The organism is Pseudomonas sp. PB3P13, assembly GCF_054897735.1.
In genome coordinates, this window is the sequence record NZ_CM142702.1 from 1,385,819 (window position 1) to 1,412,175 (window position 26,357).

At 58.3% G+C, this 26,357-nt stretch carries 23 protein-coding genes; all 23 read left to right on the forward strand.

Translation table 11 applies throughout. From position 1 onward, the window contains the following. The first annotated feature begins 319 nt into the window (after positions 1–319). The 23 genes from rpsB (at position 320) to ispD (ending at position 26,356) form a co-directional block, all read left to right on the forward strand. Positions 320–1,057: a 30S ribosomal protein S2 gene (gene rpsB / locus ACYZT1_RS06155; RefSeq protein ID WP_462018142.1), complete on the forward strand. Its 738-nt coding sequence runs from the start codon at positions 320–322 to the stop codon at positions 1,055–1,057. Between the two features lie 194 nt (positions 1,058–1,251). Further along, positions 1,252–2,115 carry a translation elongation factor Ts gene (gene tsf, locus ACYZT1_RS06160; RefSeq protein WP_028622556.1) on the forward strand — a complete coding sequence of 288 codons (864 nt, stop codon included), beginning with the start codon at positions 1,252–1,254 and terminating at the stop codon, positions 2,113–2,115. 209 nt (positions 2,116–2,324) lie between these two features. Continuing rightward, the gene (gene pyrH / locus ACYZT1_RS06165) at positions 2,325–3,068 is read left to right on the forward strand and encodes a UMP kinase (RefSeq protein WP_003172271.1); all 744 of its coding nucleotides are present in this window, start codon (positions 2,325–2,327) and stop codon (positions 3,066–3,068) included. Then, positions 3,065–3,622 carry a ribosome recycling factor gene (gene frr, locus ACYZT1_RS06170; RefSeq protein WP_462018143.1) on the forward strand — a complete coding sequence of 186 codons (558 nt, stop codon included), beginning with the start codon at positions 3,065–3,067 and terminating at the stop codon, positions 3,620–3,622. The genes pyrH and frr overlap by 4 nt, the downstream gene beginning before the upstream one ends. Positions 3,623–3,635: 13 nt before the next feature. Beyond that, positions 3,636–4,391 carry a polyprenyl diphosphate synthase gene (gene uppS / locus ACYZT1_RS06175; RefSeq protein WP_462018144.1) on the forward strand — a complete coding sequence of 252 codons (756 nt, stop codon included), beginning with the start codon at positions 3,636–3,638 and terminating at the stop codon, positions 4,389–4,391. Beyond that, complete coding sequence (locus tag ACYZT1_RS06180) at positions 4,391–5,197, forward strand: phosphatidate cytidylyltransferase (RefSeq protein ID WP_462018145.1); 807 nt, start codon at positions 4,391–4,393, stop codon at positions 5,195–5,197. The genes uppS and ACYZT1_RS06180 overlap by 1 nt, the downstream gene beginning before the upstream one ends. Next, positions 5,194–6,384, forward strand: a complete 1,191-nt coding sequence (gene ispC, locus ACYZT1_RS06185) for a 1-deoxy-D-xylulose-5-phosphate reductoisomerase (protein ID WP_462018146.1) — start codon at positions 5,194–5,196, stop codon at positions 6,382–6,384. The genes ACYZT1_RS06180 and ispC overlap by 4 nt, the downstream gene beginning before the upstream one ends. A gap of 34 nt (positions 6,385–6,418) precedes the next feature. Further along, positions 6,419–7,771, forward strand: a complete 1,353-nt coding sequence (gene rseP / locus ACYZT1_RS06190; RefSeq protein WP_462018147.1) for a sigma E protease regulator RseP — start codon at positions 6,419–6,421, stop codon at positions 7,769–7,771. 74 nt (positions 7,772–7,845) lie between these two features. Continuing rightward, the gene (gene bamA, locus ACYZT1_RS06195) at positions 7,846–10,221 is read left to right on the forward strand and encodes an outer membrane protein assembly factor BamA (protein WP_462018148.1); all 2,376 of its coding nucleotides are present in this window, start codon (positions 7,846–7,848) and stop codon (positions 10,219–10,221) included. Between the two features lie 45 nt (positions 10,222–10,266). Next, entirely contained in the window at positions 10,267–10,770 is a 504-nt protein-coding gene (locus ACYZT1_RS06200) for an OmpH family outer membrane protein (RefSeq protein WP_462018149.1), read from the forward strand. Between the two features lie 3 nt (positions 10,771–10,773). Beyond that, on the forward strand, positions 10,774–11,829 hold the full coding sequence (lpxD, locus tag ACYZT1_RS06205; protein WP_462018150.1) for a UDP-3-O-(3-hydroxymyristoyl)glucosamine N-acyltransferase: 1,056 nt from the start codon (positions 10,774–10,776) through the stop codon (positions 11,827–11,829). 108 nt (positions 11,830–11,937) lie between these two features. Further along, positions 11,938–12,378, forward strand: a complete 441-nt coding sequence (gene fabZ, locus ACYZT1_RS06210; RefSeq protein ID WP_064676110.1) for a 3-hydroxyacyl-ACP dehydratase FabZ — start codon at positions 11,938–11,940, stop codon at positions 12,376–12,378. Next, on the forward strand, positions 12,375–13,151 hold the full coding sequence (gene lpxA, locus ACYZT1_RS06215; protein ID WP_462018151.1) for an acyl-ACP--UDP-N-acetylglucosamine O-acyltransferase: 777 nt from the start codon (positions 12,375–12,377) through the stop codon (positions 13,149–13,151). Before fabZ ends, lpxA begins: the two co-directional genes overlap by 4 nt. Before the next feature lie 2 nt (positions 13,152–13,153). Beyond that, positions 13,154–14,284, forward strand: coding sequence for a lipid-A-disaccharide synthase (lpxB, locus tag ACYZT1_RS06220; RefSeq protein WP_462018152.1), 1,131 nt, complete (start codon positions 13,154–13,156; stop codon positions 14,282–14,284). 11 nt (positions 14,285–14,295) lie between these two features. Beyond that, entirely contained in the window at positions 14,296–14,922 is a 627-nt protein-coding gene (gene rnhB, locus ACYZT1_RS06225) for a ribonuclease HII (RefSeq protein WP_462019197.1), read from the forward strand. Between the two features lie 76 nt (positions 14,923–14,998). Next, a complete protein-coding gene (dnaE, locus tag ACYZT1_RS06230) occupies positions 14,999–18,520 on the forward strand; it encodes a DNA polymerase III subunit alpha (protein WP_462018153.1) in 3,522 nt (1,173 codons plus the stop codon). A gap of 140 nt (positions 18,521–18,660) precedes the next feature. Next, a complete protein-coding gene (locus tag ACYZT1_RS06235) occupies positions 18,661–19,608 on the forward strand; it encodes an acetyl-CoA carboxylase carboxyltransferase subunit alpha (protein ID WP_462018154.1) in 948 nt (315 codons plus the stop codon). A gap of 125 nt (positions 19,609–19,733) precedes the next feature. Further along, the gene (tilS, locus tag ACYZT1_RS06240; RefSeq protein WP_462018155.1) at positions 19,734–21,062 is read left to right on the forward strand and encodes a tRNA lysidine(34) synthetase TilS; all 1,329 of its coding nucleotides are present in this window, start codon (positions 19,734–19,736) and stop codon (positions 21,060–21,062) included. A 274-nt stretch (positions 21,063–21,336) separates the two neighbouring features. Next, the gene (locus ACYZT1_RS06245; protein WP_462018156.1) at positions 21,337–22,968 is read left to right on the forward strand and encodes a CTP synthase; all 1,632 of its coding nucleotides are present in this window, start codon (positions 21,337–21,339) and stop codon (positions 22,966–22,968) included. Positions 22,969–22,973: 5 nt separating this feature from the next. Further along, entirely contained in the window at positions 22,974–23,819 is an 846-nt protein-coding gene (gene kdsA / locus ACYZT1_RS06250) for a 3-deoxy-8-phosphooctulonate synthase (protein ID WP_462018157.1), read from the forward strand. 90 nt (positions 23,820–23,909) lie between these two features. Further along, complete coding sequence (gene eno / locus ACYZT1_RS06255; RefSeq protein WP_462018158.1) at positions 23,910–25,199, forward strand: phosphopyruvate hydratase; 1,290 nt, start codon at positions 23,910–23,912, stop codon at positions 25,197–25,199. Positions 25,200–25,370: 171 nt separating this feature from the next. After that, entirely contained in the window at positions 25,371–25,649 is a 279-nt protein-coding gene (gene ftsB, locus ACYZT1_RS06260; protein ID WP_462018159.1) for a cell division protein FtsB, read from the forward strand. Next, positions 25,646–26,356, forward strand: coding sequence for a 2-C-methyl-D-erythritol 4-phosphate cytidylyltransferase (gene ispD / locus ACYZT1_RS06265; protein WP_462018160.1), 711 nt, complete (start codon positions 25,646–25,648; stop codon positions 26,354–26,356). The genes ftsB and ispD overlap by 4 nt, the downstream gene beginning before the upstream one ends. The last annotated feature ends 1 nt before the right edge of the window (position 26,357 follow it).

Genomic DNA, 26,357 nt, shown 5'->3' on the forward strand with positions numbered 1-26,357 from the left:
ATTGATCCTCGCCGCCCGGAAAAACGCGATTCTAACAGACGACTGGGGCAAATCTGAGCCTCTGTACGTCGCTTCTGCTTATAGATAGGCGCATTCTTGAGCGATTCCAGAGGCGTGCGTGAACACGCGCATCAGGAATCGAGAATCCGGGTTCCGTTTTTTACAGCCCTGTGATATAAAATGCGCCGCTTTCCGGGGATACCTCGGAAGGCTTAAATCCACACACGTGTCGACACGATGACCTGGGTGCCTTCAGCTGATGCTGCTGGTTGGTCATTGGGATACGTGGAGGCCAAACCCGACTTATCAAGGAACTATCATGTCCCAAGTCAACATGCGCGATATGCTGAAGGCCGGTGTGCACTTCGGTCACCAGACCCGTTACTGGAACCCGAAAATGGGCAAGTACATTTTCGGCGCGCGTAACAAGATCCACATTATCAACCTTGAAAAAACCCTGCCAATGTTCAACGAAGCTCTGACTTTCGTAGAGCGTCTGGCCCAGGGCAAAAACAAGATTCTGTTCGTCGGCACCAAGCGTTCCGCTGGCAAGATCGTTGCTGAAGAAGCAGCACGTTGCGGTTCGCCGTACGTCGATCACCGCTGGTTGGGCGGCATGCTGACCAACTTCAAAACCATCCGTGCTTCCATCAAGCGTCTGCGTGACCTTGAAGTGCAAGCCGAAGACGGTACTTTCGCCAAGCTGACCAAGAAAGAAGCGCTGATGCGCACTCGCGATCTTGAGAAGCTCGATCGTTCCCTGGGTGGTATCAAGGACATGGGCGGTCTGCCAGACGCTCTGTTCGTTATCGACGTTGATCACGAGCGCATCGCGATCACCGAAGCCAACAAGCTGGGCATCCCGGTTATCGGCGTAGTCGATACCAACAGCAGCCCGGAAGGCGTTGACTACATCATCCCGGGCAACGATGACGCAATCCGCGCTATCCAGTTGTACATGGGTTCGATGGCTGACGCAGTCATCCGCGGTCGCAACCACGTTGCTGGCGCCGCCGAGCAGTTCGTTGAAGAAGCTCCGGCAGCTGCAGCTGAGTAATTGACGCCCCTGGCGTTGACTCAGTAAGCAAAAAGGGGGCTTGGCCCCCTTTTTGCCACCTCGAAAACCATTTGTCCGGTGGCGCAATTACAGCGTTTGTAACTTGCAGCTGCTAACAAGGGTGGTTGGGGAAGAATTGATCGCCCGATCGATCGGGTGGAATGGTTGAAAACCTATCCAAGAGGAATTTTGAAATGGCAGAGATTACTGCAGCGTTGGTCAAAGAACTGCGCGAGCGTACTGGCGAAGGCATGATGGACTGCAAAAAAGCCTTGACCAAGGCTGGCGGCGACATCGAAAAAGCCATTGATGACATGCGTGCTTCGGGCGCCATCAAGGCTGCCAAGAAAGCAGGCAACGTGGCTGCTGAAGGCGCAATCGCACTTAAAGAAGACGGTAAATCCGCCGTTCTGCTGGAAGTGAACTCGCAGACCGACTTCCTGGCTCTGCAGGACGACTTCAAGGCATTCGTCGCTTCGAGCGTTGAAAAAGCGTTCGCTGACAAGCTGACTGACGTGGCTCCGCTGATCGAAGCTCAAGAAGCTGATCGTCTGGTTCTGGTCGGCAAAGTTGGCGAAAACGTCAACATCCGTCGCCTGGCTCGCGTTGAGGGTGATGTTGTTGGTGGTTACCTGCACGGCAACAAAATCGGTGTTGCAGTTGTTCTGAAGGGCGGCGACGTTGAGCTGGCCAAAGACATCGCCATGCACGTAGCGGCGACCAACCCGGAATTCCTGCTGCCATCGGAAGTTTCCGCTGAAGCGGTAGAGCGCGAGAAAGGCGTGTTCCTGACCCTCAACGCTGACAAGATCGCTGGCAAGCCAGAGAACATCGTTGAAAACATGGTCAAAGGTCGCATCAGCAAGTTCCTGGCTGAAGCGAGCCTGGTCGAGCAGGCGTTCGTCAAGAACCCTGAGATCAAGGTCGGCGAACTGGCCAAAAAGGCTGGTGCTGAAATCGTTTCCTTCACCTACTTCAAAGTAGGCGAAGGCATCGAGAAGCCGGTCGACAACTTCGCTGAAGAAGTTGCTGCCCAGCTGGCTGCCGCCAAGCAATAAGACAGTTTTTCAACTGTCGCCCTGAAGAGGCTGCCCGCTCACGCGCGCAGCCTCTTTTCAGATGGGGTACCAATTTTTGTTGGTTTCCTTGAGGAACTGGCTTACAAAGCCATGTTCCGATGGCGCTGAAGCAGCGCCAAGCTAGAGTGAACGCCAGCTGTAAACAGCTCGCAAAGAATTTTTAAAATACGCCGCAGGAGAGATTCGCAATGGCTCAGCAGGGCAGTGGTTATCAGGCTCGCTATAAACGCATTCTACTCAAGCTTAGCGGCGAGGCCCTGATGGGCTCGGAAGAGTTCGGGATTGACCCGAAAGTCCTGGATCGCATGGCGCTGGAAGTCGGCCAACTGGTCGGCATCGGCGTTCAGGTGGGTCTGGTGATCGGCGGCGGCAACCTGTTCCGCGGTGCAGCGCTGAGCGCTGCCGGCATGGACCGGGTTACCGGGGACCACATGGGCATGCTGGCCACTGTGATGAACGCCCTGGCCATGCGTGATGCGCTGGAACGTGCCAATATCTCGGCCATCGTGATGTCGGCTATCTCCATGGTCGGCGTGACCGATCACTACGATCGCCGCAAAGCCATGCGCCACCTGAATGCCAAGGAAGTCGTGATTTTCGCAGCCGGCACCGGTAATCCGTTCTTTACCACGGATTCGGCAGCCTGCCTGCGTGCAATCGAAATCGATGCCGATGTCGTGCTCAAGGCGACCAAGGTCGATGGCGTCTACACCGCTGACCCATTCAAAGACCCACATGCCGAGAAGTTCGATCATCTGACTTATGATGAAGTGCTGGATCGCAAGCTGGGCGTGATGGATCTGACGGCCATTTGCCTGTGCCGCGACCACAAGATGCCATTGCGCGTATTTAACATGAACAAGCCCGGCGCCCTGCTGAACATCGTACATGGCGGCGCTGAAGGGACCCTGATCGAGGAAGGCCAACAATGATCAACGACATCAAGAAAGACGCTCAAGAGCGCATGCAAAAATCCCTGGAATCTCTGTCCCACGCGTTTGGCCAGATTCGTACCGGCAAGGCTCACCCGAGCATCCTGGGTAGCGTGATGGTGCCTTACTACGGCGCGGACACCCCACTGAGCGGCGTCGCCAACGTCACCGTAAAAGATTCGCGCACCCTTCAGGTCGTGGCGTTTGAGCGCAACATGTTGGCTGCCGTCGACAAGGCAATCCAGAGCGCCGGCTTGAACCTCAACCCGACTAACCTGGGTGAGTTGCTGCTGATCTCCATGCCTGCCCTGACCGAGGAAACCCGCAAGGGCTTCACCAAGCAGGCTCGCAGCGCCGCCGAAGATGCCCGGGTTGCCGTGCGCAATATTCGGCGCGATGCACTGGGCGAACTGAAAAAACTGGTCAAGGACAAGGAAATCAGCGAAGACGAAGAGCGTCGTGCTGCTGCCGATATCCAGAAGCTCACCGACAAGGCTGAGGCCGATATCGACGCGGCGACCAAGCAAAAAGAAGCGGACCTGATGGCCGTATAAGGGTCGCGTTTACATGGAAAAGACCAAGCAGGCTGCGCCGTCCGCGGTGCCGCGCCATGTCGCGATCATCATGGATGGTAACAATCGCTGGGCGAAAAAACGCTTTATGCCCGGTGTCGCCGGGCATAAAGCGGGCGTTGATGCCGTTCGCGCAGTGATCGAGGTGTGTGCCGAGGCCAAGGTCGAAGTGCTGACCCTGTTTGCCTTCTCCAGCGAAAACTGGCAGCGTCCGGCCGATGAAGTCAGTGCCTTGATGGACCTGTTTTTCAAGGCGTTGCGCCGCGAGGCCAAGCGCCTCAACGACAACGACATCAGCCTGCGCATCATTGGCGACCGCTCGCGCTTCCATCCGGAGCTTCAGGTCGCCATGCGCGAGGCCGAGGCCATGACGGCGGGCGCCAATCGCTTTGTCCTGCAAATCGCCGCCAACTACGGTGGTCAGTGGGACATTGCACAGGCCGCCCAGCGTCTGGCGCGAGAAGTTCAGGCCGGGCATCTGCGTCCGGAAGACATCACCCCGCAACTGCTGCAAACCTGTCTGGCCACCGGCGACCTGCCGTTGCCGGATTTGTGCATTCGTACCGGTGGCGAACACCGCATCAGTAACTTTCTGCTGTGGCAGCTGGCTTACGCCGAGTTGTATTTCTCCGACCTGTTCTGGCCGGACTTCAAACACGACGCCATGCGCAGCGCGCTGGCCGATTTCGCTTCTCGCCAGCGTCGCTTCGGTAAAACGAGCGAGCAGGTCGAGGCTGGAGCCCGGGTTTAATGCTTAAACAACGAATCATCACCGCATTGATCCTGCTGCCGATTGCCCTGTGCGGCTTTTTTCTGCTTGAGGGCACCGGGTTTGCCTTGTTTATCGGGCTGGTCGTGACGCTCGGCGCTTGGGAATGGGCTCGCCTCGCAGGCTTCACCGCGCAGCCGGCTCGCGTTGGCTACGCTGCGGTTGTCGCGTTGATGTTGTTTTTCATGCACCTCCTGCCGGGCCTCGCCCCATGGGTGCTGGGGGCCTCGGTGCTCTGGTGGGCGGCGGCGACGTATTTGGTGCTGACTTATCCAGGTTCCGCCGCGCATTGGTCGAGTGCCGCCTGCAAACTGGTGATCGGCCTGTTGATTCTGCTGCCGGCCTGGCAAGGTCTGGTTCAGATCAAGCATGCACCATTGGGCAACTGGCTGATCATGGCCGTGATGGTGCTGGTCTGGGGTGCCGACATCGGCGCGTACTTCTCGGGTCGCGCGTTCGGCAAGCGCAAACTGGCCCCCCACGTCAGTCCTGGCAAAAGCTGGGAAGGTGTGTACGGCGGCCTGGCGCTGAGCCTGGTGATCACCGCTATCGTCGGTGTGGTTCGTGACTGGAGCGTCGGCCAGATCCTGATCGGCCTGATCGGCGCTGCCATCATCGTGTTCATCTCGGTGGTCGGCGACCTGACTGAAAGCATGTTCAAGCGCCAGTCCGGCATCAAGGACAGCAGTAACTTGCTGCCCGGTCACGGCGGCGTGCTGGATCGCATCGACAGCCTGACGGCGGCGATTCCGATCTTCGCCGTGTTGTTGTGGATGGCTGCACCGTGAGTCGCCCCCAGCAGGTTACGGTCCTGGGTGCTACCGGTTCGATTGGTCTGAACACGCTTGATGTTATCGCGCGTCATCCCGAGCGTTATCAGGCGTTCGCCCTGAGCGGCTTTACCCGCCTGAACGAGTTGTTGGCGTTGTGCGTGCGCCATGCGCCGCGTTTTGCCGTGGTTCCTGAGGTGGCTGCTGCTCGAACGCTTCAGGACGATTTGCGCGCAGCCGGCCTGTCGACCCGCGTGTTGGTCGGGGAGGCGGGTTTGTGTCAGGTGGCTTGCGATCCTGAAGTCGATACGGTGATGGCCGCCATCGTCGGTGCGGCAGGTTTGCGTCCGACATTGGCGGCGGTAGAGGCCGGCAAGAAGATCCTCCTGGCAAATAAAGAAGCGCTGGTGATGTCCGGCGCCTTGTTCATGCAGGCCGTGCGCAAGAGCGGCTCGGTATTGCTGCCGATCGACAGCGAGCACAATGCAATTTTCCAGTGCATGCCGCAGGACTTTTCCCGCGGACTGGGTGCGGTGGGCGTGCGGCGGATTTTGCTGACAGCCTCGGGCGGTCCGTTCCGGCAGACGCCGCTGGCCGAGCTGGAGCATGTTTCCCCCGAGCAGGCGTGCGCGCATCCGACCTGGTCCATGGGCCGCAAGATCTCGGTCGACTCGGCAAGCATGATGAACAAGGGCCTGGAACTCATCGAAGCCTGCTGGCTGTTCGATGCGAAGCCTGCCCAGGTCGAGGTGGTGATTCATCCGCAGAGCGTGATTCATTCGCTGGTCGATTATATCGACGGCTCGGTTCTCGCCCAGTTGGGTAACCCCGACATGCGTACGCCGATTTCCAATGCGCTGGCCTGGCCGGAGCGTATTGACTCGGGGGTGGCGCCGCTGGATCTGTTCGCCATCGCCCGTCTCGACTTTCAGGCCCCCGATGAGCAGCGCTTTCCTTGCTTGCGTCTGGCGCGTCAGGCTGCCGAGGCAGGCAACAGTGCCCCGGCAATGCTCAACGCTGCGAACGAAGTCGCGGTCGCCGCGTTTCTTGACGGGCGGGTACGCTATCTGGAAATCGCGAGTATCATCGAAGAAGTCTTGAATCTCGAACCGGTCGTTGCGGTGGATGATCTCGAGGCAGTATTTACGGCCGACGCGAAAGCGCGGGTTCTTGCCGGACAATGGTTGAGTCGCCACGGGCGATAGCATGCAGCACTCGACAGGAATGCGGAGAAAGTAGATGAGCGCGCTCTATATGATTGTGGGCACCCTGATAGCCTTGGGCGTGCTGGTCACCTTCCACGAGTTCGGCCATTTTTGGGTCGCACGTCGCTGCGGGGTCAAAGTGCTGCGTTTCTCCGTGGGCTTCGGCATGCCGTTGCTGCGCTGGCACGACAAGCAAGGCACCGAGTTCGTGGTTGCGGCCATTCCACTGGGCGGCTACGTGAAGATGCTCGACGAGCGTGAGGGTGAAGTCCCCCTCGATCAGCTCGACCAGTCGTTCAACCGTAAATCCGTGCGTCAACGCATTGCGATTGTCGCGGCCGGTCCGATTGCCAACTTTCTATTGGCTCTGGTGTTTTTCTGGGTGCTGGCGATGCTCGGCAGCGAGCAGGTGCGTCCGGTCATCGGTGCCGTGGAGTCCGGCAGTATCGCCGCCAAGGCGGGTTTGAACGCTGGCCAGGAAATCGTTGCCATCGACGGCGAAGCGACATCTGGCTGGAGTGCGGTCAATCTGCAGCTGGTGCGTCGACTCGGCGAGAGCGGTTCCCTGCAGGTTCTGGTGCGCGAACAAGGCTCCACGGCGGACACCCCCCGTGAACTGGTGCTGGATGAATGGCTCAAGGGCGCCGACGAGCCGGACCCGATTCGTTCGTTGGGGATTCGCCCGTGGCGCCCGGCCTTGCCGCCGGTGCTCGCGGAGATCGATCCGAAGGGCCCGGCCCAGGCCGCCGGCCTGAAAACCGGCGATCGCTTGCTGGCGCTTGACGGCAAGCCCGTGGATGACTGGCAGCAAGTGGTCGACACGGTGCGGATGCATCCCGATACCAAAATCATGCTGCGAGTCGAGCGCGACAGTGCTCAAATCGACGTCCCTGTGATGTTGGCTGCTCGCGGCGAGAGCAAAGCGCCAAGCGGCTATCTGGGCGCCGGCGTTAAAGCGATCGACTGGCCGCCGGAGATGATTCGCGAGATCAGCTACGGTCCGTTGGCTGCAATTGGTGAGGGGGCTCGACGCACCTGGACCATGAGCATCCTGACCCTCGATTCGCTCAAGAAAATGTTGTTCGGCGAGCTCTCGGTAAAAAACTTGAGTGGACCGATAACCATTGCTAAAGTGGCGGGCGCTTCTGCCCAGTCGGGTGTCGCTGATTTCCTGAATTTCCTTGCTTATCTGAGTATTAGCCTGGGTGTTCTGAATTTGCTGCCCATTCCAGTACTGGATGGCGGGCATTTGTTGTTTTATCTGATCGAATGGGCGCGTGGTCGTCCCTTGTCGGATCGGGTGCAGGGTTGGGGGATACAGATCGGTATCAGTTTGGTGGTCGGGGTGATGTTGCTTGCTCTGGTCAATGATCTGGGTCGACTGTAACGCTTCGCTGAATTGCGAATCTGCCGCATTTTGCGGCAGTTTGTTTATTGCCAGTTGGAATAAGAAAGGACTTCATGAAACGTCTGCTGCTAACTGCGGTTCTCACCGTATTGATGATCGCCGAAGTTCACGCCGAGTCCTTCACTATCTCTGATATTCGCGTCAATGGCCTCCAGCGGGTCTCCGCGGGTAGCGTCTTTGGTGCCTTGCCGTTGAACGTCGGTGAACAGGCGGATGATCGTCGCCTGGTGGAATCCACTCGTGCGTTGTTCAAAACCGGTTTCTTTCAAGATATCCAGCTGGGCCGTGATGGCAACGTCCTGGTCATCACGGTTGTCGAGCGCCCATCCGTCGCCAGTATCGAGATCGAGGGTAACAAGGCGATCTCCACTGAAGACCTGATGAAGGGTCTCAAGCAATCCGGGCTGGCCGAAGGCGAGATCTTCCAGCGCGCCACCCTCGAAGGCGTGCGTAACGAACTGCAGCGTCAATACGTCGCTCAAGGTCGTTACTCGGCGACCGTCGACACCGAAGTGGTGTCGCAGCCGCGTAACCGTGTGGCCCTGAAGGTCAACATCAACGAAGGCACCGTCGCCGCCATCCAGCACATCAACGTGGTGGGTAATACGGTTTTCCCCGATGACGACCTGATCGACCTGTTCGAACTCAAGACGACCAACTGGCTGTCGTTCTTCAAGAACGATGACAAGTATGCGCGTGAGAAACTGTCCGGTGACCTGGAGCGTCTGCGCTCCTACTACCTGGACCGTGGCTATATCAACATGGATATCGCTTCGACCCAAGTTTCCATCACCCCGGACAAGAAGCACGTCTACATCACTGTCAACGTCAACGAAGGCGAGAAGTACACCGTTCGTGACGTCAAGCTGAGCGGCGACCTGAAAGTGCCTGAAGACCAGGTCAAGTCTCTGCTACTGGTACAGAAAGGCCAGGTGTTCTCGCGCAAGCTGATGACCACCACCTCTGAACTGATCACGCGCCGTCTGGGTAACGAGGGCTACACCTTCGCCAACGTCAACGGCGTGCCTCAGCCTCATGATGAAGACAACACGGTCGATATCACCTTCGCTGTCGATCCGGGCAAACGTGCTTACGTGAACCGCATCAACTTCCGCGGCAACACCAAGTCGGAAGACGAAGTGCTGCGTCGGGAAATGCGTCAAATGGAAGGTGGCTGGGCTTCGACCTACTTGATTGACCAGTCCAAGACCCGTCTTGAGCGTCTGGGCTTCTTCAAGGAAGTCAACGTTGAAACGCCGGCAGTGCCGGGCGTCGACGACCAGGTTGATGTGAACTACAGCGTTGAAGAGCAGGCGTCCGGTTCGATTACCGCGAGTGTCGGTTTCGCTCAGAGCGCCGGTTTGATTCTCGGTGGCTCGATCACCCAGAACAACTTCCTGGGTACCGGTAACAAAGTCAGCATCGGCCTGACCCGTAGTGAATACCAGAGCCGCTATAACTTCGGTTATGTCGACCCCTACTGGACAGTCGACGGTGTGAGCCTGGGTTACAACGCCTTCTATCGCACCACTGACTACGATGATCTCGAAACCGATATCGCCAGCTATGCTGTCGACAGTCTGGGTGCGGGCGTCAACGTCGGTTATCCGATCAGCGAGACGTCGCGTCTGACCTTTGGCTTAACCGCGCAGCAGGACACGATCAAAACCGGCGTATACACCGTTGACGAGATTTTCGACTTCGTGAACAGAGAAGGCGACAAGTATCTGAACTTCAAGGCTTCGGCCGGTTGGTCCGAGTCCACGTTGAACAAAGGCGTGCTGGCCACCCGTGGTCGCTCCCAGAGCCTGGTGCTGGAAACCACGACGCCAGGCAGCGACCTGTCGTTCTTCAAGCTTGATTACCGTGGCCAGCTGTTCCAGCCATTGTCCGAAAATTACACCATGCGTCTGCACACCGAGCTGGGTTACGGTGACGGTTATGGTTCGACCGATGGCTTGCCGTTCTACGAGAACTACTACGCAGGTGGTTTCAATTCGGTTCGTGGCTTCAAGGACAGCACGCTCGGTCCGCGCAGCACGCCAAGCAGCGGGAAAAACCCTGGCACGGCGGTTGACCCTGACCAGGATCCGCTGCCATTCGGTGGTAACGTTTTGATCCAGGGTGGCGTCGAACTTCTGTTCCCTCTGCCGTTCGTCAAGGATCAACGTTCCCTGCGCACATCGGTATTCTGGGACGTGGGTAACGTTTTCGACTCATCATGCTCGGATACCACCAACACCGATGGCTCGAAGTCCAATACCAAGTGCAACGAAATCAGCCTGAGCAACATGGCCAGCTCCGTCGGTGTGGGAGTGACCTGGGTCACCGCACTGGGTCCTTTGAGTTTCGCGTTGGCCATGCCAATCAAGAAACCGGATGAGGCTGAAACCCAAGTGTTCCAATTTTCCCTCGGCCAGACGTTCTAAGCGTCTGACCCAAGATAACGACAATGGATTTTGTAGGAGTGCATCGTGCGTAAGTTGACTCAATTGGTTCTCCTGGCAACCTTACTGGTAGCCGGCCCGGCTTTCGCCGACATGAAAATCGCCGTTCTGAACTATCAGATGGCGCTGCTCGAATCCAACGCGGCGAAAAAATACGCTGTGGATGCCGAGAAAAAATTCGGCCCTCAGTTGAGCAAGCTCAAGACGCTGGAAAGCAGTGCCAAAGGTATTCAGGACCGTCTGATGGCGGGTGGCGACAAAATGCAGCAAGGCGAGCGCGAGCGTCTGGAGCTTGAATTCAAGCAAAAGGCCCGTGACTTCCAGTTCCAGTCCAAAGAACTGAACGAAGCCAAAGCCGTTGCCGACCGTGAAATGCTGAAGCAGCTGAAGCCAAAACTGGACAGCGCTGTGGAAGAAGTCATCAAGAAAGGTGCTTTTGACCTGGTCTTCGAGCGTGGCGCAGTGATTGATGTCAAGCCTCAGTACGACATCACCCGCCAGGTCATCGAGCGCATGAATCAGCTGAAGTAATCCATGACAGTGACCATAAAACTCGGCCAGTTGGCCGAGTTCCTCGACGCCACCTTGCGTGGCGACGCGGAGAAGGAAATTACTGGGCTAGCCACTTTGCAAGAGGCTGGCCCAGCTCAGTTGAGCTTTCTGGCAAATCCCCAATACCGTAAATACCTGGTCGACAGCCGGGCCGCAGCCTTGTTGCTCAAGGCCGCTGATGCCGAAGGGCATGTCGGTGATGTGCTGATCGTTCCCGATCCTTACCTTGCGTATGCACGGATTTCCCATCTGTTCGACCCCAAGCCCAAAGCCGCTGCCGGCATACACCCGACAGCGGTTGTAGCTGAGGATGCCGTGGTTGATCCGGCTGCCAGTGTGGGTGCCTTTGCGGTAATCGAAAGCAAAGCGCGTATTGGCGCGGGCGTGACCATTGGTGCGCACTGCTTCATCGGTGCGCGAAGCGAGATCGGTGAAGGCGGCTGGCTGGCCCCTAGAGTCACGCTGTATCACGACGTGCGCATTGGTAAGCGCGTGGTGATTCAATCCGGTGCAGTGCTGGGTGGTGAGGGCTTCGGTTTTGCGAACGAGAAGGGGGTCTGGCAAAAGATCGCTCAGATTGGTGGTGTGCTGGTCGGTGACGATGTGGAGATTGGCGTCAACACCGCCATCGATCGCGGTGCGCTGGCGGATACCGTCATCGGTAATGGCGTCAAGCTCGACAATCAGATTCAGATCGCCCACAACGTGCAGATCGGCGATCACACCGCCATGGCAGCGTGCGTGGGAATCTCTGGCAGTACCAGGATCGGCAAGCACTGCATGCTCGCCGGTGGCGTCGGGTTGGTTGGGCATATCGAGATTTGCGACAAGGTTTTCATCACCGGGATGACCATGGTGACCCACTCGATTACCGAGCCGGGTTCCTATTCTTCCGGCACGGCCATGCAACCGGCTGCCGAATGGCGCAAAAGCGCGGCACGTCTGCGTCAGCTCGATGACATCGCGCGACGGTTGCGACAGCTGGAAAAGCGAGTAGGGGAAGTGACCCCTGACGGTAATGCTTCATCAGATGGCTGATACCATTTCCATATCAAGTGTGCACAGCCGCTAGACTGCCTCCTTGATTTGCTAGAGGGGCGTGCATCAGTTGCGCGTTCCCAATCTTTACATAGGCTTCCCCCCGAAATGATGGACATCAACGAGATTCGCGAATACCTGCCTCACCGTTACCCGTTCCTGCTGGTGGACCGGGTCGTGGATCTGGATGTGGAAGGCAAGCGCATTCGCGCCTACAAGAATGTCAGCATCAACGAACCCTTCTTCAATGGTCACTTTCCTGCGCATCCAATCATGCCAGGCGTGTTGATCATCGAAGCAATGGCTCAGGCTGCCGGGATCCTTGGTTTCAAAATGCTCGACGTGAAGCCGGCCGACGGCACGCTTTACTATTTCGTCGGCTCCGACAAGCTGCGTTTTCGTCAGCCGGTACTGCCGGGCGATCAGTTGATCCTCGAAGCCAGGTTCCTGAGCTGCAAGCGTCAGATCTGGAAGTTCGAATGCCAGGCTTCGGTCGACGGCAAACCAGTCTGCTCCGCTGAAATCATCTGTGCGGAACGCAAACTATGAGTTTGATTGACCCTCGCGCAATCATCGATCCGACGGCCGTTCTGGCCGCCGGCGTCGAGGTCGGCCCATGGTCGATCGTCGGCGCAGGTGTGGAAATCGGCGAGGGTACAGTGATCGGGCCGCATGTAATTCTCAAAGGCCCGACGCGCATTGGTAAGCACAACCGCATCTACCAGTTTTCTTCGATAGGCGAAGACACGCCCGATCTGAAATACAAGGGCGAAGAAACACGCCTGGTCATTGGTGACCACAATGTCATCCGCGAAGGCGTGACGATTCATCGTGGGACTGTTCAGGACCGTTCGGAAACGACCCTGGGCGATCACAACCTGATCATGGCGTACGCGCATATCGGGCACGACAGCGTCATCGGCAATCACTGCATCCTGGTCAACAACACTGCGTTGGCCGGCCATGTGCACGTTGCGGACTGGGCGATTCTGTCCGGCTTTACTCTTGTCCATCAGTATTGCCACATTGGCGCCCACAGCTTCTCCGGTATGGGCACAGCCATTGGCAAGGACGTCCCAGCGTACGTCACGGTGTTCGGCAACCCGGCCGAAGCGCGCAGCATGAACTTCGAAGGCATGCGCCGTCGGGGTTTCAGCGAAGAAGCGATCCATGCGTTGCGTCGTGCCTACAAGGTGGTCTACCGCCAGGGCTTGACGGTCGAGCAAGCGCTCGGCGAACTGGCGCAATCGTCATTGCAGTTTCCGGAAGTCGCAGTGTTCCGTGACTCCATCCAGTCTTCGACCCGCGGCATCACGCGTTAATCATGGCCAATTTGCGTATTGCGCTGGTGGCGGGTGAGGCTTCCGGTGACATTCTGGGCGCAGGTCTCATGCGTGCGCTCAAGGCCCGCCATCCGGCGGTCGAGTTCATCGGTGTCGGCGGCCCGTTGATGCAGGCTGAAGGCCTGACCTCGTATTTCCCGATGGAACGTCTTTCGGTCATGGGCCTGGTGGAAGTGCTCGGTCGGCTGCGCGAGTTGCTCAAGCGTCGCAAGAAATTGATCGCCGACCTCATCGCCGAGAAACCGGATGTTTTCATCGGTATCGATGCGCCGGACTTCACGCTCAATATCGAATTGAAACTGCGTCAGGCGGGGATCAAAACCGTGCATTACGTCAGCCCGTCCGTCTGGGCGTGGCGGCAGAAGCGGGTGCTGAAGATCCGTGAAGGCTGCGACCTGATGCTGACGCTGTTTCCGTTTGAAGCGAAATTTTATGAAGAGAAGGGCGTGCCGGTGAGGTTTGTCGGGCACTCCCTTGCTGATGCGATTCCGCTGGAAGCCGATCGCGCCGCCGCGCGCGCTGAACTCGGTTTACCCGACGGACCGCTGGTCGCCCTGATGCCCGGCAGTCGTGGTGGCGAAGTGGGGCGCCTGGGCGAATTGTTTCTCGATACTGCTCAACGTTTGCGCGCCATGCGTCCCGGGGTCCGTTTCGTGATGCCCTGCGCCAGTCCGGAGCGTCGTAAGCAGCTTGAAGAACTACTGGCCGGTCGCGACCTGCCACTGACCCTGCTGGATGGCAACTCCCACCTGGCCCTCGCCGCGTGCGATGCAGTGCTGATTGCTTCCGGAACGGCTACGCTTGAAGCGTTGTTGTACAAGCGGCCGATGGTGGTGGCTTATCGCTTGGCGCCCCTGACGTTCTGGATCCTCAAACGCATGGTCAGGAGCCCTTACGTCTCCTTGCCGAACCTGCTGGCCCAGCGTCTGTTAGTACCGGAATTGTTGCAGGACGATGCAACTGTCGAGGCACTGGCACAGACGTTGTCGCCGCTGATCGAAGGCGGCGAGGAGCAGACGCGCGGCTTCGATGAAATTCACCGGACGTTGCGTCTGGATGCCTCCAACCAGGCGGCGGACGCGGTGTTGAAATTGATTGGCGAAACAAAATGATAAAAAACAGCGTGCAGATGGGGCTGGATTTCACCTTGGTTGCCGAGCTCGAAGACATGGTTGCCGGTGTCGATGAAGTCGGTCGCGGCCCGCTCTGTGGTGCGGTGGTCACGGCGGCGGTCATTCTCGATCCGAAGCGTCCGATCTTGGGCCTGAATGATTCGAAGAAACTCACCGAAGCCCGTCGTGAAAAGCTTTATGACGAAATCTGCGAAAAAGCGTTGAGCTGGAGCATCGCGCGGGCGGAAGTCGATGAAATCGATCAGCTGAATATCCTGCACGCCACGATGCTGGCAATGCAGCGCGCTATCGAAGGCCTGCACATCCAGCCAAAACTGGCGATGATTGACGGCAACCGTTGCCCGACATTATCCATGCGTGCCGAAGCCGTGATTCAGGGCGATGCCAAAGTTCCGGCCATCGCGGCGGCGTCGATTCTGGCCAAGGTCAGCCGCGACCGCGAGATGGCTGCCTTCGAATTGATTTACCCGGGTTACGGCATCGGTGGCCACAAGGGTTATCCGACCCCCGCGCATCTGGAAGCCCTTGCGCGTCTGGGCCCGACCCCGATTCACCGGCGTTCGTTCGCGCCTGTGCGCATGGCATATGAAGCTCGCGAAATCCTGATCGAGGGTTAGTCGCAAGGCTGATGTTTTCGCCAAGGCCCGGTACAATCCGGGCCTTGTTGTTTTCATGTTCACAGACAGGATCACCATGCCGGCTTCATTCGTTCATCTACGCCTGCACTCTGAATACTCCCTGGTCGATGGTCTGGTGCGGATCAAACCGCTGGTCAAGACCCTGGTCGGTATGAACATGCCTGCCGTGGCGGTCACCGACCAGAACAACATGTGTGCGCTGGTCAAATTCTATAAAGCTGCCATGGGCGCGGGGATCAAGCCGATCTGCGGCGCTGACCTGTGGCTGTCGAACAAGGATCCGGACAACGCCCTTAGCCGGATCAGCCTGCTGGCAATGAACGCCGTGGGCTATCGCAACCTGACCGAACTGATCTCGCGTGGCTTCATCGACGGTCAGCGCAATGGTTCGATCATCATCGAGCGCGAATGGGTAGCGCAAGCCAGTGAAGGCTTGATCATGCTGTCGGCAGCGAAGGAAGGCGAAATCGGCCTGGCCCTGCTTGGCGGCAATCCCGCAGAAGCCGAAAACCTTGCGCGCGAATGGATGACGGTCTTTCCGGACCGCTTTTATCTGGAAATCCAGCGCACCAGCCGCCCGAACGACGAAGAACAACTGCACGCTGCCGTGGCCTTGGCCGAGAAAATCGGTGCGCCACTGGTCGCGACAAACGACGTGCGTTTCCTCAAGCAGGAAGATTTCGAAGCCCACGAAACCCGCGTCTGCATCGGTGAGGGTCGTGCCCTCGACGATCCGCGACGATCGAAAAATTACAGCGATCAGCAGTACCTCAAAAGCGCCGAGGAAATGGCTGAGCTGTTCAGCGACATTCCCGAGGCCTTGCAGAACACCGTCGAAATCGCCAAGCGCTGTAACATCGAAGTTAAGCTGGGCACGCACTTTCTGCCCAACTTTCCGATCCCCGATGGCATGACCATCGACGAATATTTCCGCAAGGTGTCGTTCGATGGTCTCGAAGACCGCCTGAGTGTCCTGCTGCCCAGGGACACCACCGAAGACTATGAAGCCAAGCGCCAGGTGTACGTCGATCGCTTGAATTTCGAGCTGGATATCATTATCCAGATGGGCTTCCCCGGTTACTTCCTGATCGTGATGGACTTTATCCAGTGGGCCAAGAGCAATGGCGTGCCGGTCGGCCCTGGCCGGGGGTCGGGTGCCGGTTCGCTGGTGGCCTATGTGCAGAAGATCACTGACCTTGATCCGCTGGAATACGACCTGCTGTTCGAACGTTTTCTTAACCCGGAACGGGTATCCATGCCCGACTTCGACGTCGACTTCTGCATGGACGGGCGTGACCGCGTGATCGACTATGTGGCCGAGAAATACGGTCGCAATGCGGTGAGCCAGATCATCACCTTTGGTTCCATGGCTGCAAAAGCTGTGGTGCGGGATGTGGCGCGGGTGCAGGGCAAGTCCTACGGCCTGGCGGATCGTCTGTCGAAGATGATTCCGTTCGAAGTCGGCATGACCCTGGAAAAGGCCTACGAGCAGGAAGAAATCCTGCGTGACTTCATCAAGGTCGATGAAGAAGCTGCAGAAATCTGGGAGATGGCGCGTAAGCTCGAAGGGGTTGTGCGTAACGTCGGCAAGCATGCCGGTGGCGTGGTGATCGCCCCGACCAAGCTGACCGACTTCTCGCCGATCTATTGCGACGAAGCAGGCGATGGCCTGGTAACCCAGTTCGACAAGGACGACGTTGAAGCCGCCGGTCTGGTGAAGTTCGACTTCCTCGGCCTGCGCACCTTGACGGTCATCGACTGGGCGCTGAAAACCATTAACCGCGACCGCGCCAAGGTCGACGAGCCGCCGCTCGACATCGCGTTCATCCCGCTCGACGACAAACCGACTTACACCCTGCTGCAAAAAGCCGAAACCACCGCGGTGTTCCAGCTTGAATCGCGCGGCATGAAAGAGCTGATCAAGAAGCTCAAGCCCGACTGCCTGGAAGACCTGATCGCACTGGTGGCGCTGTTTCGTCCGGGCCCGCTGCAATCGGGCATGGTTGACGACTTTATCAACCGTAAGCACGGACGCGCCGAACTGGCGTACCCGCACTCGGACTATCAGTACGAAGGCCTCAAGCCGGTTCTGGCGCCGACATACGGCATCATCCTGTATCAGGAACAGGTGATGCAGATTGCCCAGGTCATGGCCGGTTACACCCTTGGCGGTGCGGACATGCTGCGTCGAGCCATGGGCAAGAAAAAGCCCGAAGAAATGGCCAAGCAGCGCGGCGGTTTCATTGAAGGTTGCGCGACCAACAACATCGATGCCGACCTGGCTGGAAACATTTTCGACCTGGTGGAAAAATTCGCCGGCTACGGCTTCAACAAGTCTCACTCCGCCGCATACGGGCTGGTGTCATACCAGACCGCATGGCTGAAGACACACTACCCGGCGCCGTTCATGGCGGCGGTGTTGTCGGCGGACATGCACAACACCGACAAGGTCGTGACCTTGATCGAAGAAATTCGCACCATGAAGCTGCGTCTCGACGCGCCGGATGTGAATACTTCCGAGTTCAAGTTCACGGTGAACGACGAAGGCCGGATCATCTACGGCCTCGGCGCGATCAAGGGTGTGGGTGAAGGCCCGGTGGAGGCGATTACCGAGGCGCGTCAGGACGGGCCGTTCAAGGACCTGTTCGATTTTTGCGCGCGGGTGGATCTGAAAAGAATCAACAAGCGTACCCTCGACGGTTTGATCCGCAGCGGTGCGCTGGACCGTCTTGGCCCGTGTTTCCATGATGAGCCCAAAGCCTATCAAGCCAGCATCGACCAGAATCGTGCAATTCTGCTGCATGCGATGGAAGGGGCGATCAAAGCAGCCGAACAAACTGCGCGCACTCATGACAGCGGCCATGCCGACCTGTTCGGCGGGTTGTTCGTCGAGGAGGACGCTGACGTCTACGCCAATCACCGCAAGGCGAAAGAGCTGACGTTGAAGGAGCGCCTGAAAGGTGAAAAAGACACCCTCGGCCTGTACCTGACCGGTCACCCGATCGACGAATACGAAGGTGAGATCCGTCGTTTCGCCCGTCAGCGCATCATCGACCTGAAGCCGGCCCGGGATACGCAAACCGTCGCCGGCATGATCATCGCGCTACGGGTGATGAAAAACAAAAAGGGCGACAAGATGGGGTTCATCACCCTGGACGACCGCTCCGGCCGAATCGAGGCATCGCTGTTCGCCGAGGCCTTTCATTCGGCACAGTCGCTGCTGCAGACCGACGCGATGGTGGTGGTCGAAGGCGAGGTCAGCAACGATGATTTCTCCGGCGGCTTGCGCCTGCGGGTCAAACGCGTCATGAGCATGGAAGATGCGCGCACCAACCTTGCCGAAAGCCTGCGCCTGAAATTGCAGACCAAAGACCTCAAGGGCGATCAGCTACGCTGGCTGGGAGAGCTGTTCAAGCGTCATCGCGGCGCGTGCCCGATCACCATGGAATACACGAGCCCGGACGCGAAGGCCTTGCTGCAGTTTGGCGAGACCTGGCGGATCGACCCGGCGGATACGTTGATTCAAGCCCTGCGTGACCAGTTCGGGCGAGACAACGTCTTCCTCCAATACCGTTGACGGTCAGGCATCATCGAGCAGCCTGATCTCGACCTGAATTTTTTAATCTCGACCTGAACGCGCCCGTCCCTTAAGGTAGGGCGCGAATAGACAACCGGCCGGCCCAAGCTCTCTTGGACGTCGACCCTAGACGGACGCCTATGAACCCGAATTTCCTGGATTTCGAACAGCCGATCGCCGACCTGCAAGCCAAGATCGAAGAGTTGCGCTTGGTCGGTAATGACAATTCGCTGAATATTGGTGATGAGATCTCCCGCCTGCAGGAAAAAAGCAGCACGCTGACCGAGGACATCTTCGGCAAGCTGACCAGCTGGCAGATCGCACGTCTGGCGCGTCACCCGAAACGCCCTTACACCCTGGATTACATCGAACACATTTTCACCGAGTTCGATGAGTTGCACGGTGACCGTCACTTCTCCGACGATGCTGCGATTGTCGGCGGTGTTGCCCGTCTCGATGACCAGCCGGTGATGATCATCGGTCACCAGAAAGGCCGCGAAGTGCGCGAAAAGGTTCGTCGTAATTTCGGTATGCCACGTCCGGAAGGCTATCGCAAGGCGTGCCGCCTGATGGAAATGGCCGAGCGATTCAAAATGCCGATCCTGACCTTCATCGATACGCCGGGCGCTTACCCTGGCATCGACGCCGAAGAGCGCAACCAAAGCGAAGCGATTGCCTGGAACCTGCGCGTCATGGCCCGTCTGAAAACCCCGATCATCGCCACCGTGATTGGTGAAGGCGGTTCCGGCGGTGCGCTGGCGATTGGCGTGTGCGATCAGTTGAACATGCTGCAGTACTCCACTTACGCGGTGATCTCGCCGGAAGGCTGTGCCTCGATTCTGTGGAAAACCGCCGAGAAAGCGCCGGATGCCGCGGAAGCAATGGGCATCACGGCCGAGCGTTTGAAAGGGCTGGGCATTGTCGACAAGGTGATTGGCGAACCGCTCGGCGGCGCTCACCGCAATCCGGCCGCTGCGGCAGCTTCGATCCGTGCGGAATTGAGTTCCCAGCTGGCGATGCTCAAGGAATTCGATAGCGAAGCGCTGCTGACCCGTCGATACGAGCGCCTGATGAGCTACGGTCTGTAACTGTGTTCGCTATTCCTCTGTAGGAGCTGCCGAAGGCTGCGATCTTTTGATCTTGCATTTTCAAATCAAAAGATCGCAGCCTTCGGCATCTCCTACAGGGGATTTATGTGAAGTGATCGATCTCTATGAATCCTTCCAATATCGATCTGCCTTCCCGGCTTTTGATGAATCTGAAACCGTGGCGCGAAGCGACGACCTGGCGCATCGCCTTCTCCGGCGGACTTGATTCCACCGTCCTGCTGCACCTTCTTGCACATCTGGCTAAAGCCGAATCCCTCCCCGAACTCAAAGCCATTCACGTTCACCATGGTCTTCAGGCTGCGGCGGATGCGTGGCCGCAACACTGTCAGTCGGTTTGCGACGCGCTGGGCGTGCCGTTGCAGGTAATCCGCGTGAACGTCCGGCCCGGCGCCAGCCTCGAGTGTGCGGCGCGGGATGCGCGGTATGGTGCGTTCAACGCAGTCACCCAGGCCGGTGACGTATTGCTCACCGGTCAACACCGTGACGACCAGGCCGAAACGCTGCTATTCCGGCTGCTACGTGGGGCAGGGGTGAGAGGATTGGCAGGGATGCCGCGTCAGCGCTCGTTGGGCAAAGGGCATTTGCTGCGGCCCTTGCTGGAGGTCTCACGAGTGGAGCTGGAAGCCTACGCCTCCGAGCATGCACTGAGCTGGATCGAAGACCCTTCAAACGAGGACCGGCACTTCTCGCGCAATTATCTTCGTCATCAGGTGTTCCCGGCATTGACCGAACGCTGGCCCCAGGCCCGGGCGAACATGGCCCGTAGCGCTGCGCACCTCCGTGAGGCGCAGGGAGTGCTCGATGAGTTTGCGCAAATTGATCTGGCCCCTGCGCAAACCGTTGGTGAATTCGATTGGCTGGGTTTGCCGTCCCTCGAATTGGCACCGCTCGCAACACTGTCCGCCGCTCGCCAGCGTAATGCCCTGAGTCACTGGCTGTCGCCAATGACCGGCATGCCCGATAGCGACCATTGGTCGGGTTGGGACGATGTGCGCGATGCGACGGGGGATGCTCGACCGATCTGGGCGTTGGCCGACGGCGAACTGCATCGGGCCGGTGGGCGAATCTGGTGGTTGTCCGGCGCCTGGTTGCGCAATTCGCCTGCTTCGAACGAATGGGTGGAGCCAGCGATGGCCCTGACGTTGCCGGATAACGGTGTCGTGACGATCGGCGGAAGCGTTCCGAAAGGACCTTTGCAGATACGCTATCGTGAAGGCGGTGAGGTCATGCATCTGCCCGAACGCGGCCATCGCGATCTCAAGCGATTGCTCAACGAAAGGGCTGTTCCTGCGTTCGTCCGTGGCAGATTGCCGCTGCTCTTTCAGGGCGAGCAATTGCTGGCAGTGGCGAACCTGCGGGGCCTGGATGGCGATACGCGGCACGGCTGGAATTTGCATTGGCAGCCGCCAACCGAAGATCAAGGTTTGAGCTGATAGGGGCTTTCCGGTAGACTACGCTCCCTTCTTGATACAACTTCTGTGGATTCGCCTGAATTGCAGGAGTTGCCGATTACCAAGCAGTCTTTGCTGGGCGATTCCAAAAAATGTGTAGCGATCAACGTACCGGTGTTTCGTTTTCCGGTCTGTCCCAACGCGGCGGTTTTTTCGAAGGTTGCACTGTGATTAATGCAGGTGATCGGGGGCTTCGGCCTTCCTTCGCTTTCCCCGGCGGCTCGGACCGCTTTAACGCAGACTTCTAGGGTTTTTCATGACGCGCTACATATTCGTCACGGGCGGTGTTGTTTCTTCATTGGGGAAAGGCATTGCCTCGGCTTCATTGGCGGCCATCCTGGAGGCGCGGGGACTTAAGGTCACCATGCTGAAGCTGGACCCGTACATCAACGTCGACCCGGGCACCATGAGCCCGTTCCAGCACGGCGAAGTGTTCGTCACCCACGACGGCGCCGAGACCGACCTGGACCTGGGCCACTACGAGCGGTTCATCCGCACCACCATGACCCAGAACAACAACTTCACCACCGGCCGTGTTTACGAACACGTCCTGCGCAAAGAGCGCCGTGGTGATTACCTGGGCGCGACCATTCAGGTGATCCCGCACATCACCGACGAAATCAAGCGCCGGATCATCAAGGGCGCCGGCGATGCCGACGTGGCCATGGTCGAGATCGGTGGCACCGTGGGCGACATCGAGTCGCAACCGTTCCTCGAAGCGATTCGCCAGTTGCGTTTCGAAGTCGGCGCCAAGCGCGCGATGCTGATGCACCTGACGCTGGTGCCGTACATCGCCACCGCTGGCGAAACCAAAACCAAGCCAACCCAGCACTCGGTCAAGGAACTGCGTTCCATCGGCCTGCAACCTGACGTGCTGGTGTGCCGCTCCGACCACCCGATCGACATTTCCTCGCGTCGCAAGATCGCGCAATTCACCAACGTTGAAGAACGTGCGGTGATCGCACTGGAAGATGCCGACACCATCTACAAGATTCCGGGCATTCTGCATTCGCAGGGTCTGGACGATTTTGTCGTCGAGCGTTTCGGCCTGCAATGTGGCGGCGCTGATCTGTCCGAGTGGGAAGCCGTGGTTGACGCCAAGCTGAACCCGGAACACGAAGTCACCATCGCGATGGTCGGCAAGTACATGGAGCTGCTGGACGCGTACAAGTCGCTGATCGAAGCGATGAGTCACGCCGGCATCAGCAACCGGACCAAGGTCAATTTGCGCTACATCGATTCCGAAGACATCGAAAACCAGGGCACTGCGCTGCTGGAAGGTGTCGACGCGATCCTGGTACCGGGCGGCTTCGGTCTGCGCGGCGTGGAAGGCAAGATCACTGCCGTGCAATACGCTCGCGAGAACAAGGTTCCGTACCTCGGCATCTGTCTGGGCATGCAAGTGGCCGTCATCGAGTTCGCTCGTAACGTGCTGGGCTGGAAAGACGCCAACTCCACCGAGTTCAATCGCGCCAGCGGTCACCCGGTCGTGGGTCTCATCACCGAGTGGGAAGATGCCACCGGCGCTGTCGAAACCCGCACCGAAACGTCCGATCTGGGTGGCACCATGCGCCTGGGCGCACAGGATTGCCTGCTGGAGCCGGGTTCGCTGGTTCACGATTGCTACGCCAAGGATGTGATCGTCGAGCGTCACCGTCATCGCTACGAAGTGAACAACAACCTGCTGCCGCAGATCATGGAAGCCGGCCTGAAAATCTCCGGTCGTTCCGGCGATGGCGCGCTGGTCGAAGTGGTAGAAGCGCCCGATCATCCTTGGTTCGTGGCTTGCCAGTTCCACCCCGAGTTCACCTCGACGCCCCGTGACGGTCACCCGTTGTTCAGCGGTTTCGTCAAGGCAGCTTTGGCTCAACACCAGAAGAAGGCGTAACTCCGATGGCGCAGAAGATCATTCGTGTAGGCGATATCGAGATTGCCAACGACAAGCCGATGGTGCTGTTCGGTGGCATGAACGTGCTGGAAAGCCGCGACATGGCCATGCAGGTGTGCGAAGAGTACGTGAAGGTTACCGGGAAACTTGGTATCCCTTACGTGTTCAAGGCCAGCTTCGACAAGGCCAACCGTTCTTCCGTGACCTCTTACCGTGGCCCTGGCCTGGAAGAGGGCATGCGGATTTTCCAGGATATCAAACAAGCCTTCGGCGTGCCGATCATCACCGACATCCACGAGCCTGATCAGGCTGCGGTCGTCGCTGAAGTCTGCGACATCATTCAGCTGCCGGCCTTCCTGTCGCGCCAGACTGACCTGGTGGTCGCGATGGCCAAGACCGGTGCGGTGATCAACATCAAGAAAGCCCAGTTCCTCGCACCTCAGGAAATGAAACATATTCTGAGCAAATGCGTCGAAGCGGGTAACGATCAGTTGATCCTGTGCGAACGCGGTTCGAGTTTTGGCTACAACAACCTGGTCGTTGACATGCTCGGTTTCGGCATCATGAAACAATTCGAGTACCCGGTGTTTTTCGACGTGACCCACGCGCTGCAAATGCCTGGTGGTCGTGCCGATTCTGCCGGTGGTCGTCGCGCTCAGGTCCTGGACCTGGCGAAGGCGGGCATGAGCCAGTCGCTTGCCGGTTTATTCCTCGAAGCGCATCCGGACCCGGACAATGCGAAATGCGACGGTCCTTGCGCCTTGCGTCTGGACAAACTGGAGCCATTTTTGGTCCAGCTCAAAGCATTGGACGAACTGGTGAAGAGTTTTCCGGCTGTGGAAACCGCGTAATCGAAGGCCGGCTCCCACAAAAGTAATGTGACCTACAAGTTATAAATCGATCGTTTCAGCGTTTTCGTCAACTTTGGAGTGTTTACAACAATGGCAAAAATCGTCGACATCAAAGGTCGTGAAGTTCTCGACTCCCGTGGCAATCCCACCGTGGAAGCGGACGTGCTTCTCGATAACGGCATCATCGGCAGTGCCTGCGCGCCTTCCGGTGCTTCCACTGGCTCGCGTGAAGCACTCGAGCTGCGTGATGGCGACAAGAGCCGTTACCTGGGCAAGGGCGTTCTGAAAGCTGTCGCCAACATCAACGGTCCGATTCGCGACCTGCTGTTGGGCACTGATCCAGCCGACCAGAAAGCGCTGGATCACGCGATGATCAAGCTGGACGGCACCGAAAACAAAGCGACCCTGGGCGCCAACGCGATTCTCGCCGTTTCCCTGGCCGCGGCCAAGGCAGCCGCACAGGACCAGGACCTGCCGCTGTACGCGCACATCGCCAACCTGAACGGCACGCCGGGCGTTTACTCGATGCCGGTACCGATGATGAACATCATCAACGGTGGCGAGCACGCCGATAACAACGTCGACATCCAGGAATTCATGGTGCAGCCGGTTGGCGCCAAGTCTTTCTCGGAAGGTCTGCGCATGGGCACCGAGATTTTCCATCACCTCAAGGCCGTTCTGAAGGCCCGTGGCCTGAGCACTGCAGTGGGTGACGAAGGTGGTTTCGCGCCGAACCTGGCTTCCAACGAAGACGCGCTGAAAGTCATTTCCGAAGCCGTGGCCAACGCCGGTTACAAGCTGGGCACCGACGTGACCCTGGCTTTGGATTGCGCCGCCAGTGAATTCTACGAAGACGGTCAATACAACCTGTCCGGCGAAGGTCAGGTGTTCACTGCTGAAGGTTTCGCCGACTACCTGAAAGGTCTGACCGAGCGTTACCCGATCATCTCCATCGAAGATGGCCTGGACGAGTCCGACTGGGCTGGCTGGAAAATCCTCACCGACAAGATCGGCGAGAAAACCCAGCTGGTAGGCGACGACCTGTTCGTGACCAACACCAAGATCCTGAAAGAAGGCATCGATAAAAAGATCGCCAACTCGATTCTGATCAAGTTCAACCAGATCGGAACTTTGACCGAAACCCTGGAAGCTATCCAGATGGCCAAGGCCGCTGGTTACACCGCTGTGATCTCGCACCGCTCCGGCGAAACCGAAGATTCGACCATTGCCGACCTGGCAGTGGGCACCGCGGCTGGCCAGATCAAAACCGGCTCGCTGTGCCGTTCGGACCGCGTTTCCAAGTACAACCAACTGCTGCGCATCGAAGAGCAGTTGAATGGCAAAGCCAGGTACAACGGCCGCAGCGAGTTTCGCGGTTAACCGTTAACTGGTAAAAGGACAGCGGAAAGTGTCGAAAAAATCGTGACTGCGATGGTTTTGCCACTAATCTGATGCCTTATCAGCACAAGCCTGGATATTCCAGGCTTCGTGCTATCAGAAGCTTCAAAGTTTTGGCATGGCTGTCTTTTTTCACTGGATACCTGATATTCGATGCGCAGTCCCAACTGGTTGTTCCTCGTTCTGCTCCTGCTGCTGGCGGGCCTGCAATACCGCCTGTGGGTTGGTAATGGCAGCCTTGCGCACGTGGCCGAGCTGACTCAGCAGATCGCCGATCAGCGCGCAGAGAACGAAGGCTTGCTGGAGCGCAATCGAGTGATGGACGCCGAAGTCAGTGAGCTGAAAAAAGGCATGGAGACCGTGGAAGAACGGGCTCGTCATGAGTTGGGCATGGTCAAGGACGGTGAAACCCTTTACCAGCTCGCACAATGAATTCCTCGTTACCGGCCTTCTGGGCGGTGATTCCCGCCGCGGGCGTCGGTGCCCGAATGGCCGCGGACCGTCCCAAGCAATATCTGCAATTGGGCGGGCGTACAATTCTCGAACACAGCCTTGGCTGTTTCCTCGACCATCCTGCCCTGAAGGGGTTGGTGGTGAGTATTGCTGTCGATGATCCTTACTGGCCCGAGTTGCCCTGTGCTTTCGATTCGCGCATTCAGCGGGTTGATGGCGGCGCCGAGCGTTCCGGGTCGGTACTCAATGCCTTGCTGCATTTGCATGCGTTGGGCGCTGACGATGAAGACTGGGTGCTGGTGCACGATGCTGCGCGGCCGAACCTGAGCCGTGATGATCTGGACAAGCTGCTCGGAGAGCTGGCCGATGATCCGGTTGGCGGGCTGTTGGCGGTACCGGCTCGCGATACTCTGAAGCGGGTCGACCAGCATGGTCGCGTGGTCGAAACCGTAGATCGCAGTGTGATCTGGCAAGCGTACACGCCGCAGATGTTTCGCCTCGGTGCGCTGCATCGGGCGCTGGCTGACAGTCTGGTGGCCGATGCGGCTATTACCGATGAGGCATCGGCGATGGAGTGGGCGGGCCTGGCCCCTCGATTGATAGAAGGTCGCTCGGATAACCTCAAAGTCACTCGGCCTGAAGATCTCGAATGGCTGCGTCAGAGTTGGACTAATCGCCGCTTTTGAT

Coding starts and splice junctions, on each gene's coding strand:
- uppS (WP_462018144.1), top strand. CDS start 3,636: ATGGAAAAGACCAAGCAGGCTGCGCCGTCCGCGGTGCCGCGCCATGTC.
- rseP (WP_462018147.1), top strand. CDS start 6,419: ATGAGCGCGCTCTATATGATTGTGGGCACCCTGATAGCCTTGGGCGTG.
- ACYZT1_RS06235 (WP_462018154.1), top strand. CDS start 18,661: ATGAACCCGAATTTCCTGGATTTCGAACAGCCGATCGCCGACCTGCAA.
- kdsA (WP_462018157.1), top strand. CDS start 22,974: ATGGCGCAGAAGATCATTCGTGTAGGCGATATCGAGATTGCCAACGAC.
- lpxB (WP_462018152.1), top strand. CDS start 13,154: ATGGCCAATTTGCGTATTGCGCTGGTGGCGGGTGAGGCTTCCGGTGAC.
- fabZ (WP_064676110.1), top strand. CDS start 11,938: ATGATGGACATCAACGAGATTCGCGAATACCTGCCTCACCGTTACCCG.
- ACYZT1_RS06180 (WP_462018145.1), top strand. CDS start 4,391: ATGCTTAAACAACGAATCATCACCGCATTGATCCTGCTGCCGATTGCC.
- ispD (WP_462018160.1), top strand. CDS start 25,646: ATGAATTCCTCGTTACCGGCCTTCTGGGCGGTGATTCCCGCCGCGGGC.
- frr (WP_462018143.1), top strand. CDS start 3,065: ATGATCAACGACATCAAGAAAGACGCTCAAGAGCGCATGCAAAAATCC.
- rpsB (WP_462018142.1), top strand. CDS start 320: ATGTCCCAAGTCAACATGCGCGATATGCTGAAGGCCGGTGTGCACTTC.
- ftsB (WP_462018159.1), top strand. CDS start 25,371: ATGCGCAGTCCCAACTGGTTGTTCCTCGTTCTGCTCCTGCTGCTGGCG.
- lpxA (WP_462018151.1), top strand. CDS start 12,375: ATGAGTTTGATTGACCCTCGCGCAATCATCGATCCGACGGCCGTTCTG.
- pyrH (WP_003172271.1), top strand. CDS start 2,325: ATGGCTCAGCAGGGCAGTGGTTATCAGGCTCGCTATAAACGCATTCTA.
- tilS (WP_462018155.1), top strand. CDS start 19,734: ATGAATCCTTCCAATATCGATCTGCCTTCCCGGCTTTTGATGAATCTG.
- bamA (WP_462018148.1), top strand. CDS start 7,846: ATGAAACGTCTGCTGCTAACTGCGGTTCTCACCGTATTGATGATCGCC.
- lpxD (WP_462018150.1), top strand. CDS start 10,774: ATGACAGTGACCATAAAACTCGGCCAGTTGGCCGAGTTCCTCGACGCC.
- tsf (WP_028622556.1), top strand. CDS start 1,252: ATGGCAGAGATTACTGCAGCGTTGGTCAAAGAACTGCGCGAGCGTACT.
- eno (WP_462018158.1), top strand. CDS start 23,910: ATGGCAAAAATCGTCGACATCAAAGGTCGTGAAGTTCTCGACTCCCGT.
- dnaE (WP_462018153.1), top strand. CDS start 14,999: ATGCCGGCTTCATTCGTTCATCTACGCCTGCACTCTGAATACTCCCTG.
- ACYZT1_RS06245 (WP_462018156.1), top strand. CDS start 21,337: ATGACGCGCTACATATTCGTCACGGGCGGTGTTGTTTCTTCATTGGGG.